This is a genomic window from Pseudomonas sp. MWU13-2517 (assembly GCF_023242545.1).
In the GTDB taxonomy this organism is placed as follows: Bacteria; Pseudomonadota; Gammaproteobacteria; order Pseudomonadales; family Pseudomonadaceae; genus Aquipseudomonas.
Window position 1 is genome coordinate 371,625 of the sequence record NZ_JALMFA010000001.1, and the last position, 13,089, is coordinate 384,713.

Genomic DNA, 13,089 nt, shown 5'->3' on the forward strand with positions numbered 1-13,089 from the left:
GCACGACCGGAATACGTTCTCGGTCGGGTTGTCGTCGATGGGCACAGCGTTTGTTGGCTCCACAAAAAAATCCCCGCATGTTTCCATGCGGGGATTTTTGGTTTTCAGTTACGGATCAAGGTTTAAAGCGGCGATTGACCACTCAGCGCCAAATCCAGCAACTCACGGTTGGCCACGGCGTACATCGCGTAGTCCGTGCCGACCGCAGCACGGATTTCCAGCATCATCGCGACCCAACGATCAGCCATGTCCTTGTGCTGTTCAAGCCACAGGGCCACGCGGGCTTCCATGTCTTGAGGCGCATCCGCCATTTGCAGGACGGAGATGGTGATCGCCCGTTGCTGCCAGTCCACATCATCGCGGAAGGCTTCGCGAGCCTGGGCCTGCCAGTTGTTGGCCACCGGCAGATCGCTGATCTGCTGCAGGTACCACGGCAAGTCCAGGGCGCTGCCGACGGCAAAGTAAGCCTTGGCCACTTCGGCGGCGTCGTGCCCAGTGACGTCGGCGGCTTCGATGATCGGCAGCAAGGTGTACAGGTGAGTCGTGCCTGCAACCATGCGTGCCAACAGCTCCGGTACGCCGGCGTCGGTGTAAGCCTGGTAGCGGGACTGCCAGCCTTCGCGGGTCGGACCTTCGAGCAGTTCGTCGAGCTTGAGACCGAGCGCGGCCAGGTGCGGACCGAAGTGTGCGGTATCGCGGCCGGCGTCCTGCTCGTTGCGACGGCTGCGCAGGAACCAGCGCGTAGCGCGACGGCCCAGGCGCATCAGCTCGTCCATCAGCTCCAGTTGCACATCAGCGGAAACCTGGTGGTCCAGGGCTTCGATCTGACGGAACCAGTGCGGGAGGTGGAAGATGTCACGCACGATCACATAAGCGCCCGCCACGTTCGCCGGGCTCATGCCGGTCGACTCTTTGAGCCGCTGGACGAAGGTGATGCCCATGTGGTTGACCAGATCGTTGGCGATCTGGGTGCTGACGATCTCGCGCTTCAGACGGTGACGACGCATGGCCTCGGAGAACTTGGCCACCAGGCTCGGCGGGAACGCGGTCTCCATGTCACGGGTCAGGTACTCGTCATCCGGTACCAGCGACTTGAGCAGCGCTTCCTTGAGGTCGATCTTGCTGTACGAGATCAGCACCGACAGTTCCGGACGGGTCAGGCCCTTGCCATTCGCGGCGCGCTCGGTGAGCTGCTCCTCGGTCGGCAGGTACTCGATGGCGCGGTCCAGCTTGCCACGGCCTTCCAGGTCGCTCATCAGGCGCTTGTACTCGGCGGCACGCTCGTAGGCACGGCGCGCAGCCAGGGACAGGGCCTGGGTCTGCTTGTAGTTGTTGCCCAACACCAGGTTGCCGACTTCGTCGGTCATGCTCGCCAGCAACTGGTTGCGTTGCTTGTCGGTCATGTCACCGGCCTGCACCACTTCGTTGAGCAGGATCTTGATGTTCACTTCGTGGTCGGAGCAGTCCACACCACCGGCGTTGTCGATGAAGTCAGTGTTGGAACCGCCGCCATTGAGGCCGAATTCCACACGACCCAGCTGGGTCATGCCGAGGTTACCGCCCTCGCCCACTACCTTGCAGCGCAGCTCGTTGCCGTTCACACGCAGCGCGTCGTTGGCCTTGTCGCCTACATCGGCATGGCTTTCGGTGCTGGCCTTGACGTAGGTACCGATACCGCCGTTCCACAACAGGTCCACCGGTGCCTTGAGCAAGGCGTTCAGCAGTTCGGTCGGGGTCAGCTTGTCGGCCGAGATATCGAAGCGTTCTTTCATCTGTGGCGAGATGGTGATGCTCTTCGCGCTGCGCGAGAAGATACCGCCGCCTTCGGACATGATGCTGGTGTCGTAGTCAGTCCAGGCCGAACGCGGCAGCTCGAACATGCGCTTGCGCTCGACAAAGCTGGTCGCCGGGTTCGGGTTCGGGTCGATGAAGATATGCAGGTGGTTGAAGGCCGCGACCAGTTGCAGCTTGTCGGACATCAACAGGCCGTTACCGAACACGTCACCGGCCATGTCACCCACGCCGACTACAGTGATGCTGTCTTCCTGCACATTGATGCCGCGCTCGCGGAAGTGGCGCTGTACGCCGACCCACGCGCCCTTGGCGGTGATGCCCATTTTCTTGTGGTCATAACCGGCCGAACCACCGGAGGCGAATGCGTCACCCAGCCAGAAGCCGTAGTCGATGGCGATACCGTTGGCGATGTCGGAGAAGGTCGCAGTGCCCTTGTCCGCAGCAACTACCAGGTACGGGTCATCGTCGTCATGACGCACGACGTTGACCGGCGGCACCAGGGCACCGTCCTTCAGGTTGTCGGTGATGTCCAGCAGGCCGGAAATGAAGATGCGGTAGCAGGCGATGCCTTCGGCCGCGATCTCGTCCCGGGTGCCGCCCAACGGCAGGCGGCGCGGCAGGAAGCCGCCCTTGGCGCCCACCGGCACGATCACCGAGTTCTTCACTTGCTGGGCTTTTACCAGGCCGAGCACTTCGGTCCGGTAGTCTTCTTCACGGTCCGACCAGCGCAGGCCACCGCGCGCGACGTTGCCGAAGCGCAGGTGCACGCCTTCGACACGCGGCGAGTACACGAAGATTTCAAACTTCGGCACCGGCTTTGGCAGCTCGGGAATGGCGCGCGGGTCGAACTTGAAGCTGAAGTACGACTTGTTCTGGCCGTTGGCGTCGGTCTGGTAGAAGTTGGTACGCAGGGTCGCCTTGATCAGGTCCAGGTAGCGACGCAGGATACGGTCTTCGTTGAGCACCTGAACGTCGTCCAGGGCCGTGAGGATCGCTTGTTCCAGGCGTTGCTGCTTGTCTTCCAGGTCGTCGGCGGTGAGCTTGCGCGCCAGGTAGAAGCGCGTCTTGAACAACCGGGTCAACTCGCGGGCGATGTCGGTGTGGTTGTTCAGGGTGCTGGCGATGTAACCCAGGTCAAAGCCCAGGCGGATCTGCTTCAGGTAACGGGCGTAGGCACGCAGCAACGCCACATCGCGCCATGGCAGGCCGGCGGTGAGTACCAGGCGGTTGAACGCATCGTTCTCGGCGTCGCCATGCACGATGTGCACGAACGCGTCCTGCAGGGTGTCGTTGAGCTGCTGGATATCCAGGTTCACGCCTTCGGCGGCGATGAACGCGAAGTCATGGATCCAGAACTCACGGCCATTGGCGTGACGCAGACGGTACGGGAATTCACCCAGCACGCGCAGGCCGAGGTTTTCCAGGATCGGCAGCACGTCGGACAGTGCCAGCGGCGTGTCGGCGTGGTAGAGCTTGCAGTGCAACTCGCGCTGGCCGGAGACCTGGCCCAGCGGCTGGTAGAAGCTCATCACCAGCGGGTTGGCTTCGGTGAGACTGAGCAGGTGCTGCATGTCGACCACCGCCGAATGCGCGGCAAAACGCTCGCGGTAACCGGCCGGGAAGCCTTTCGGGAAGTCGGCCAGCACATTGGTGCCGTGGGCTTCGCCGAAGCTTTCGACGACGAGGCTTGCGTAGTCGTCCTGCCAGCTGCGGCAGGCCTGCACCACTTCTTTTTCCAACTGCAGCGGGTCGATGTCGATGCGGTTTTTCGGGTCTACGCGCAGGATCAACTGCACGCGGGCCAGCACGGACTCGGAGAAGAAGGTCCAGAACTCGCAGTCCGAAGCCTTCAGGCGATCCATCAGCACTTGCTGGATCTTCTGGCGCACTTCGGTGGAATAGATATCGCGCGGCACATAAGCCAGGCAGTAGCAGAAACGACCGTACGGGTCTTTGCGCAGGAACACGCGGATCTTGTTGCGTTCCTGGATCTGCACGATGGACATCACGGTGTTGAACAGTTCGTCGACCGGGGTCTGGAACAGGTCATCACGGGGCAGCACTTCAACGACCTGGGCAAGCTCCTTGCCCAAGTGCGCCTTGGCCTGGAAGCCCGAACGACGTTCGATTTCCGCGACCTTGCGGCGGATGTAAGGGATGACGCGTACGCTTTCGCCATACACCGAAGAGGTGTACAGGCCCATGAAGCGGTGTTCCTTGATGACCTTGCCGCTCGCGTCGATCTCGCGGATCGACACGTAGTCCGGGTAGGCCGGGCGGTGCACGCGGCTCGGGTGTGCGGCCTTGGCGAACGACAGCACGGTCGGTTCACGCAGGTAAGACACGGCATAGTCTTCGATGCGCAGGTCGTCGGCGGTCAGGCCGGCGCGCAGCAACTTGGTCAAGCCGAGGAAGGAGTTGGCGTCATATTCGATATGACCGCCATCCTTGTCGTCACGTACCACGAATTCTTCATAGCCCAGGAAGGTGAAGTGGTTGCCCACCAGCCACTCCAGGAAGTTCTTGATCTCGGCTTTCTCTTCGCCGTCGATGCTGAATTGGCTGGCGTCGATACCGGCCAGCAGGTCCTGGACCTTGGCTTTCATCGGTTCGAAATCGGCCACGGCCACGCGTACTTCACCCAGCACTTGCTCAAGCTCTTTGCTCAGCACGTTCAGTTCGGCAGCATTGGCGCAACGGTCGATTTCTAGGTACATCAGCGATTCTTGCTGGATGCCTTCGCCCTGGGTGCCTTTTGGCAGGATTTCCAGCAACTCGCCCTTGCCACCACGGCGCACACTGAGCACGGTGGTCTGCAGGGTGTGGATGCTGTAGCCACGGCGGTTCAGTTCGGTACGGACCGAGTCCACCAGGAATGGCAGGTCATGGTGCAGCACTTCGACCGCGGTGTGGGTCGACTGCCAGCCATGACGCTCGTAATCGGGGTTGTAGACCCGCACTTGCGGTTGGGTATGGTCAAAGCGCTCAAGCAGGCGCCAGGCAGACAGGGTGCAACCGGCCAGGTCGGAAAGACGACGTTGGGTCAGTTCGTCGAGAGAAATGATGCCGAAAAATTGTTCAGCGAACAGCGCCACTTGTGGCAGTGCCTGTTCACTGATGTGCTGCGCCAGTGCCGCTTGCAGTTGATGCTGGAAGTCGGCCTTGCTGGCTGCGGTGAAGAACGCCATCTGTGGTACTCCGCTTGGGCTTGTTATTGATGGAAGCGTCGCGTGTTATCCCCTTGCGGGGAGACCGTCGACTCTGTTCGCAGGTCTACATATAAGCACCATAAACGAATCAGAGTGACAGGTGGGTGAAGCTGGACAAGACAATCAGGTCACATACAACTTCCATAAGATGCGCACCTTGCCGGGTGACGGTACGACGGGCAGGTCAGGCGCCTGGCTCATGCACATCCGTTGCGCAGCTTAACGAGTGTAGGAAGACCGGTGCTTGCAGCGCTGCGACATATTCGGTCATCGGTAAGCAGGCTCGCGGTTGCAACTTGGGCAACCGGTAAAATCCCGTGAAAAAACCGGCTGCCTCACCGACAGCAAGTGCCGAAAGTGACTGATATTGCCCATCAGGTCATGCACTAACTCTGACGCAGGATGCAGCACAAAATTCGCGGCAATGGCACAATTGCCCGCATTACGTCCTCCCCCAGACAGGATTCCTCATGCTGCAACTGAAAACCGACGCCTTGATGGCCACCCCGTGCGACGAAGAAGAAGACAACATGGCCATGCTCTGCTGCCACGGCAAGAATGGCGAAATGTTCATGCTCGCGCGCTACCCGGACGAGGAAGAAGTTGAACTGACCTGGGACTACGAACCCTCGAGCCTGGACGGGTTGAAGGTCACGCTGAGCGACACCCGGCTGCTGATCGAACTGGCTGCCGGAGACGCCGACGCGCTGGGCGGCAAGGATCAGCTGGAGATCAGCCACAGCACCGCCGCAGCGGACTTGGCCGAGGTGGAGGAAACCCTGCAGAACATCCTCAAGGGCACCGGCACGTTCATTCGGGCTTGAGAACACCAGCGCTCAAATGTGAAGGGGTGCTTGCCCGCGAGGATGACAAGTCAGTTAATGACCCACGGACTGACACACCGCTATCGCCAGCAAGCTCCCTCCACATTGACGGCGTACCAACACAAAAATCCTACAAGTTTTGCCAAAAATACCCGTCACGCCGTTAGTCGCCGCACCCCGCGATGCATTAAAGTAAGCGTCCCAAGCCCCGGTGTGGTTGTGCGACGCCCGGGCTCATCTTTCCAGGAACCGTCATCGATGGAACATCGTGAAGCGCTGCTCGCGCTGCGAACCTTTCTTTCTACGCAGATTCTCGGCCAGGAAAAACTCATTGATCGCTTGCTGATAGCCCTGCTCGCCGACGGCCATATGCTGGTGGAAGGTGCGCCGGGCCTGGCCAAGACCAAAGCGATCAAAGAGCTGGCCGAAGGCATCGAAGCGCAGTTCCATCGCATCCAGTTCACGCCCGACCTGTTGCCCGCCGACATCACCGGCACCGAAATCTATCGCCCGGAAACCGGCAGCTTTGTGTTCCAGCAAGGGCCGATTTTCCACAACCTGGTGCTGGCGGACGAAATCAACCGTGCCCCGGCCAAGGTGCAATCCGCCTTGCTCGAGGCCATGGCCGAGCGCCAGGTCAGCGTCGGGCGCAGCACCTACGACCTGTCACCGCTGTTCCTGGTGATGGCCACGCAAAACCCCATCGAGCAGGAAGGCACCTACCCGCTGCCCGAAGCCCAGCTCGACCGCTTCCTGATGCATGTGAAGATCGGCTTCCCGGATGCCGCCGTGGAACGCCGTATCCTGCAACAGGCGCGTGGCGAAGCGCTGAACGGCGAAACCAAGCCTGAACGCCGGGTCAGCCAGCAAGCGATCTTCGCCGCGCGCAAGGAAATCCTCGGCCTGTACATGGCCGACGCGGTAGAGGAATACCTGGTGCAACTGGTCATGGCCACACGCACGCCGGCCAAGTTCGACCCGGAAATGGCCGAGTGGATCGCCTACGGCGCCAGCCCGCGCGGCTCCATCGCCCTCGACCGCTGCGCCCGTGCCCACGCTTGGCTGGCCGGCCGTGATTTCGTGAGCCCGGAAGATATCCAGGCGGTGCTGTTCGACGTGCTGCGCCATCGCATCATTCTGTCGTTCGAGGCCGAAGCGGCCGGCGTCGACCAAGACCGTGTGGTGCAACGCATTCTCGACGTCGTTGCCGTCGCTTGAACCCCATGAACGCAGGCGATGGCATCCGCGTCACCCTCAGCGAATTGATCGAAATGCGCCATCGCGTGCGGGAAGTGCAGTTGTTTTCCACCCCGAGCCAGCGCAGCCCGTTGATCGGCCTGCACCACTCCAAGCTGCGTGGGCGTGGGGTCGATTTCGACCAAGTGCGCGTGTACCAGGCCGGGGACGATGTGCGCACCATCGACTGGCGCGTGACGGCACGCACCCAGGAGCCGCACACCAAGCTGTTCCATGAAGAACGTGAACGGCCGATCTTTATCATGGTGGAGCAAAGCTGCCGGCTGTTTTTCGGCTCGGGGCAGATGTTCAAGTCGGTGCTGGCGGCGCAGGCGGCCAGTCTGATCGGCTGGGCCGCGCTGGGGCATAACGACCGGGTGGGCGGGCTGGTCTTCGGCGACAGCGAGCACTACGAAATCAAACCGCGACGCAGCAAACAAAGCTTGCTGCAACTGCTCAACCGCCTGGTACGGGTCAACCAGAGCCTGAATACCGAAAGCCGCCCGGAAGCCGACGCCCTCGGCATGGCGCTACGCCGTGGCCGCGAAGTGCTGCGCCCCGGCAGCCTGGTGATCGTGGTCTGCGATGAACGCGCGCTCACCGAAGGCGCCGAACAACAGTTGAGCCTGCTGTCACGCCATTGCGACCTGCTGCTGCTGCCCATCTCCGACCCACTGGACCATGCCCTGCCCGCCGCCGGGCTGCTGCGTTTCGCCGAACGCGGCGCCCAGCTGGAACTGGACACGCTGAACTTCGACCTGCGCCAAGCCTACAAGGCCCAGGCCGAAAGCCGCATCGCACGCTGGGAACTGCTCGCGCAAAAGCTGCGGGTGTTGCTGATGCCCTTGAGCACCCAAAGCGAAATGGTCGAGCAGCTGCGCGAATACCTCAACCCGCAACGCCCGGTTAAAAAGCAATGAGCAGCCTCGACCAACTGCAACCGCTGATCGCACCGCCAGCCATCGGTTTCTGGCCGCCCGCGCCAGGTTGGTGGCTGTTGCTGGTGCTGATCCCACTGCTCGGTTGGGGCGTGTGGTGGCTGCGCCGCTTCTTGCCTGCAAAGCGCCCCGTGGCCCGTGCCGAGCAACCACTGGACCCGTTGCGCATTGCCGCGCTCGCAGAACTGGCCCTGATGCCCAAACCCTATGATGGCGCCCCGGCCGGGGCCTGGCTGCAGCAGCTCAACGGGCTGCTCAAACGCCTGTGCCGCAACGATTACCCCTACAGCCAAAGCCACACGCTCAACGGCCGCAAATGGCTGGCATTTCTTGACAACCGCTGCCCCGCTGCCGGCCTGACCCGCTGGATGGTATTAGTGGAAGGCGCCTACAAGCCCGAATGCAAACTCGACGACAAGGCCATCGCCGGCCTGACCCAAGCCGTCGACACCTGGATTCGCAAACATGTTTGAGTTCGCCTGGCCGTGGATCTTCGCCCTGTTGCCATTGCCGTGGGTGATGCGCTTTATCCTGCCCGTGGCCGACAGCGGCGAGCCCGCCTTGAAGGTCAGTTATCTCGCCGATCTTGAAGGCCTGGCCCGACGTCGCGCCCGCGTCAACCTGCCGGGCTGGCGCCAGCAAGCGCCATTCGTGGTGCTATGGCTACTGCTGTTGACCGCCGCCGCCCGCCCGGAATGGCTCGGTGAACCATTGCCGATTGCCGCCAGCGGCCGCGACCTGCTGGTGGCGGTGGACGTTTCCGGCTCCATGGATTTCCCCGACATGCACTGGCAGGACGACGACGTCAGCCGCCTGAGCCTGGTGCAACACTTGCTCGGGGACTTTCTCGAAAGCCGCGAAGGCGACCGCGTGGGCCTGATCCTGTTCGGCAGCCAAGCCTACCTGCAAGCGCCGCTGACCTTTGACCGGCGCACCGTGCGCGTCTGGCTGGATGAAGCGCGTATCGGCATCGCCGGCAAGAACACCGCCATCGGTGATGCCATCGGCCTGGCCCTCAAACGCCTGCGCCAACGCCCGGCGCAAAGCCGTGTGCTGATCCTGGTCACCGACGGTGCCAACAACGCCGGGCAGATTGACCCGTTGACCGCCGCACGCCTGGCGGCCGAAGAAGGCGTGAAAATCTACCCGATCGGCATTGGCGCCGACCCCGAGCAAACCGGCTCCCTGGGCGTCCTCGGCGTCAACCCGAGCCTGGACCTGGATGAGCCCGCGTTGAAGGCCATCGCCAGTGCCACCGGTGGTCGCTACTTCCGCGCCCGCGACGGCGAGGAGCTGCAGAAGATCAAGCAAACCCTGGACCAGCTCGAGCCCGTGGCGCAACAACCCACTCAGGCCCGCCCGGCCCAGGCGCTGTACAGCGCGCCATTAGCGCTGGCATTGGTCCTGAGCATGTTGCTGGTGATCCAGGAACGTTGGCCCAACAACGCCTTGCAACGGGCCTTCAATAAACTCTCGACCCGAGGCATTTTCCTGCAACAGCACCCTGAATGGCGCCAACGCCTCAAACGCCTGCGTTTGCGGAGGCGTCGATGATCGATCTGTGGCCGCACTGGTTCCGCCCCTGGTGGCTGTTGCTGCTGCCGCTGCTCGGCTGGTTGCTGTGGCAGCTGTGGCACCGGCAAAAGCGCGCCGGGCGCTGGCAGATGATCCTGCCGCCGGCCTTCCACGCGGTGTTGCTCAGTGGCGGCAGCGGGCGCGAGAGCAAATCGCCCTGGGTCGTATTGGGCATCGCCTGGCTGTTGGCGGTAGTGGCCTTGCTCGGCCCAAGCTGGCAAAGAGTCGAGCAATCCAGCCAGAAACCGGCCGACCCGCTGGTGGTGCTGCTGGAATTGACCCCGGAGATGCTCGCCACCGACAGCCCGCCCAACCGCCTGGAACAAGCACGCCGCAAGCTGTATGACTTACTGCAGGCGCGTGACAACGCACCGACTGCCATCGTGGTGTACGCCGGCAGCGCGCACACCCTGGTGCCGCTGTCGGATGACCTGGGCACCAGCCGCAACCTGCTGGAAGCCTTGCGCCCTTCGATCATGCCCGAGCCCGGCCATCGCGCCGATCTGGCGGTGGAAAAAGCCCTGGTCCTGCTCAAGCAAGCCGGCCTCGGCCAGGGCCGCCTGCTGCTGGTGGGCTCATCCCTTTCAAAACAGGAACGCCAGGGCATCCGCCTCTTGCTGCAAGGTGCACAGGCGCCGACCTTGTCGATCCTCGGCGTCGGCAGCCGCGAAGGTACGCCGGTCACCCAGGAGAGCGGCGAATTCCTCAAGGACGATCAGGGCGCAATCCTGGTGCCGCGCCTCGACAGCCCGACCCTCAAGGCCTTCGCCAGTGAAATGGGTGGCCACTACCGCGCCGCGCGCCTGGATGACAAAGACCTGCGTCAACTCGGCCTGCTCGATGGCCCACAGGCCCTGCGCAACGACGGCCAACTGCTGCACCTCGACACCTGGGCCGACCAGGGTTACTGGCTGCTCCTGCCGTTACTGCTGCTGGCCGCCTGCGCCGGACGTCGCGGCTGGTTGTTCTGCTTACCCCTGTTGTGGCTGGGTGTCCCGCAACCAAGCTATGCCTTTGAACTCCAGGACCTGTGGCTGCGCCCCGACCAGCAGGGCCAATACCTGCTCAAGCAAAAACGCCCGGCCGAAGCCGCCGAGCGCTTTGAAGACCCGCAGTGGCAAGGTGTGGCGCTTTACGAAGCCGGCAACTATGCCGAAGCGATCAAGCGCTTTGCCGAGGGCAATGACGCCTACTCTCATTACAATCGCGGTAATGCGCTGGCCAAGTCCGGCGCCCTGGAAGCCGCAATCGACGCCTACGAACAGGCCCTTGAGGCGCAGCCCGACCTGCAACCGGCCTTGCAAAACAAGGCACTGGTGGAACGGCTGATCCAGGAACAGGCGCAACCCGAACCGGCGCAGCCTGTCAAAAACGAGGATGACGAAACCACCCAACCCGGCCAAACTGCGCAACCGGGCGCCAGCGGGCAGAGCAACACCGGTGGCGAACAGTCCGCCCAGGGTCTGGGCGAAGCCGGCAATACGGATAGCCAGGCGAACGCTTCACCGAAAGCCGGCGGCAACGAGGTGCCGGGCAGCGAACTGGGCGATGAGCAAACCACCACGCCGCCTTTGCGCCCCACCGATGCCAGCCTTGACGGCGAACATCGCCAGGCCTTGGAACAATGGTTGCGCGAGATCCCGGACAACCCCGGTGAGCTGCTGCGCCGCAAATTCTGGTACGAACAGCAACAACATCAGGACAAGACTCGATGAGCCGCCGCACCACCCTTCTGCTCCTGCTCGCGTTATCGGCAGGCCACGCCCAGGCGGCGAACCTGGTCGCCAGCGTTGATCGCAGCCGTGTCAATTCCGGTGAAACGGTGGAGCTGACGGTGGAGTCCAGCGACGTCACCCAATTCGGCAAACCCGACCTTTCGTCCCTCGACGCACAGTTCGAAGTCAGCGGCACGCGCCAGATCAACCAGCTCACCACCCTGGGCGGCGACAACCACGCCACCACGCGCTGGATCATTACCCTGCTGCCCAGGGAAAACGGCACGGTGGTGATTCCCCCCCTGCAAGTGGGCGAGCTCAAGACCCAACCGATCAGCCTGCAGGTGGTGGAAACCGCCAGCCAGAACACCAGCGCCGAACTGGCGCCCGTGTTCATCGAAGCCAACCTCGACCAGAACAGCGTATACGTGCAGGCCCAGGTATTGTTGACGGTGCGCGTGTACCACTCGGTGTCGCTGTATGACGACAGCAGCCTGACGCCGTTGCAGATTCCCGATGCCCGTATCGAGCAACTGGGCGAATCGCGAACCTACGAAAAAGTCATCAACAGCATCCGCCATGGCGTGATCGAAACCCGTTACGCGATCTATCCGCAGCACAGCGGTGCCATGCTGATTCCGACGCAAACCTTCAGCGCTACGTTGGTGGAATCGCGCCCACCCCAGGAAAACACGCTGCAGGGCACCAAGCCGGGCAAGTTGATCCACGTCAGCTCGGCCGAACTGCCCCTTACCGTCAAGCCCAAGCCGGCGCTGTACCCGGCCGATGCGCCATGGATACCTGCCCGCAGCCTCACCCTGACCGAAGCCTGGAACCCCGAGCCGGATCACGTGCAAGTCGGCGACTCCCTGACCCGCAGCCTCACGATCAAGGCCGAAGGCCTCTCCAGCGCGCAACTGCCGGCCCTGCCGAGCACCGACGTCAATGCCCTGCGCCGCTACCCGGATCAACCGATACTCGGCAACCAGAGCAACGACCGCGGCCTGATCGGCAGCCGGGAAGACCGCGAAGCACTGGTGCCGACCCGCGCCGGCGCCCTGGAGCTGCCGGCAGTGGAAGTGGTGTGGTGGAACACCCACGAAGACCACCTCGAACGTACCAGCCTGCCCCCCCGCACGCTCCAAGTGGCGATCAACCCAAGCCTGGTGGTGGACGCACCCGCCACGCCAACCGTCATCACCGCCCCGGACGATGACCGCCTGTGGCTGTGGCAACTGAGCACACTCCTCTTCGCCTGCACCACCCTGCTGGGCTTCGGCCTGTGGTGGCGCGCGCGCCGGCAACCCGCCGTACAGCGCACCGCACAGGCCGGCCCGAGCCCCCGCACCCTGCTCGACGACCTCAAACGCGCCACCCAGGCCAACGACCCTCAAGCCACGCGCCAGGCGCTGGATGCCTGGGCGCGGCAACAGCCGGAAACCCTGGCCGACATGGCGGCGCGGTTCGTTCCGCTGTCCGATGCCCTCGACGGCCTCAACGGCGCGCTGTACAGCGAAAGCGGCCAGTATTGGCTGGGCGAGGACCTGTGGCGTGCCGTAAAAGCCATCCCGATGACCGAGCGCACGCAAGACCCGGCCACCGACACCACCAGCTTGCCGCCGCTGTACCCCAAATAGCTTAGGGCGGGGGCTTGCTCCCGATGGCGGTGTATCAGTCACAAACACGCCGACTGACAGGGCGCTATCGGGAGCAAGCCCCCTCTCACACGTGTCGATAGACATGACTATTGCAACTCGATCTGCGCCGCCTGAGTGACACGCGTTGTCAAAGGCCAGCA

General features: G+C 62.9%; 8 protein-coding genes. 7 read left to right on the forward strand and 1 reads right to left on the reverse strand.

Annotation, left to right across the window (positions count from 1 at the left end):
- Positions 1–122: 122 nt before the first annotated feature.
- Positions 123–4,982, reverse strand: coding sequence for an NAD-glutamate dehydrogenase (locus tag M5B97_RS01725; RefSeq protein WP_134657487.1), 4,860 nt, complete (start codon positions 4,980–4,982; stop codon positions 123–125).
- A 491-nt stretch (positions 4,983–5,473) separates the two neighbouring features.
- Here M5B97_RS01725 and M5B97_RS01730 point away from each other — a divergent pair, with 491 nt between their 5' ends.
- The 7 genes from M5B97_RS01730 (at position 5,474) to M5B97_RS01760 (ending at position 12,928) form a co-directional block, all read left to right on the forward strand.
- Positions 5,474–5,827 (forward strand): hypothetical protein, encoded by a 354-nt coding sequence (locus M5B97_RS01730; protein ID WP_248730544.1) that lies wholly within the window; start codon positions 5,474–5,476, stop codon positions 5,825–5,827.
- Positions 5,828–6,085: 258 nt separating this feature from the next.
- Positions 6,086–7,045 (forward strand): MoxR family ATPase, encoded by a 960-nt coding sequence (locus M5B97_RS01735; RefSeq protein WP_123718598.1) that lies wholly within the window; start codon positions 6,086–6,088, stop codon positions 7,043–7,045.
- Positions 7,046–7,050: 5 nt separating this feature from the next.
- A complete protein-coding gene (locus M5B97_RS01740; RefSeq protein ID WP_123718599.1) occupies positions 7,051–7,983 on the forward strand; it encodes a DUF58 domain-containing protein in 933 nt (310 codons plus the stop codon).
- Positions 7,980–8,474: a DUF4381 domain-containing protein gene (locus tag M5B97_RS01745; RefSeq protein WP_248730545.1), complete on the forward strand. Its 495-nt coding sequence runs from the start codon at positions 7,980–7,982 to the stop codon at positions 8,472–8,474. The genes M5B97_RS01740 and M5B97_RS01745 overlap by 4 nt, the downstream gene beginning before the upstream one ends.
- Positions 8,467–9,555 (forward strand): VWA domain-containing protein, encoded by a 1,089-nt coding sequence (locus M5B97_RS01750; RefSeq protein WP_123718601.1) that lies wholly within the window; start codon positions 8,467–8,469, stop codon positions 9,553–9,555. Before M5B97_RS01745 ends, M5B97_RS01750 begins: the two co-directional genes overlap by 8 nt.
- Positions 9,552–11,291 (forward strand): tetratricopeptide repeat protein, encoded by a 1,740-nt coding sequence (locus M5B97_RS01755; RefSeq protein ID WP_248730546.1) that lies wholly within the window; start codon positions 9,552–9,554, stop codon positions 11,289–11,291. The genes M5B97_RS01750 and M5B97_RS01755 overlap by 4 nt, the downstream gene beginning before the upstream one ends.
- Positions 11,288–12,928 (forward strand): BatD family protein, encoded by a 1,641-nt coding sequence (locus M5B97_RS01760; RefSeq protein ID WP_248730547.1) that lies wholly within the window; start codon positions 11,288–11,290, stop codon positions 12,926–12,928. The genes M5B97_RS01755 and M5B97_RS01760 overlap by 4 nt, the downstream gene beginning before the upstream one ends.
- Positions 12,929–13,089: the final 161 nt, after the last annotated feature.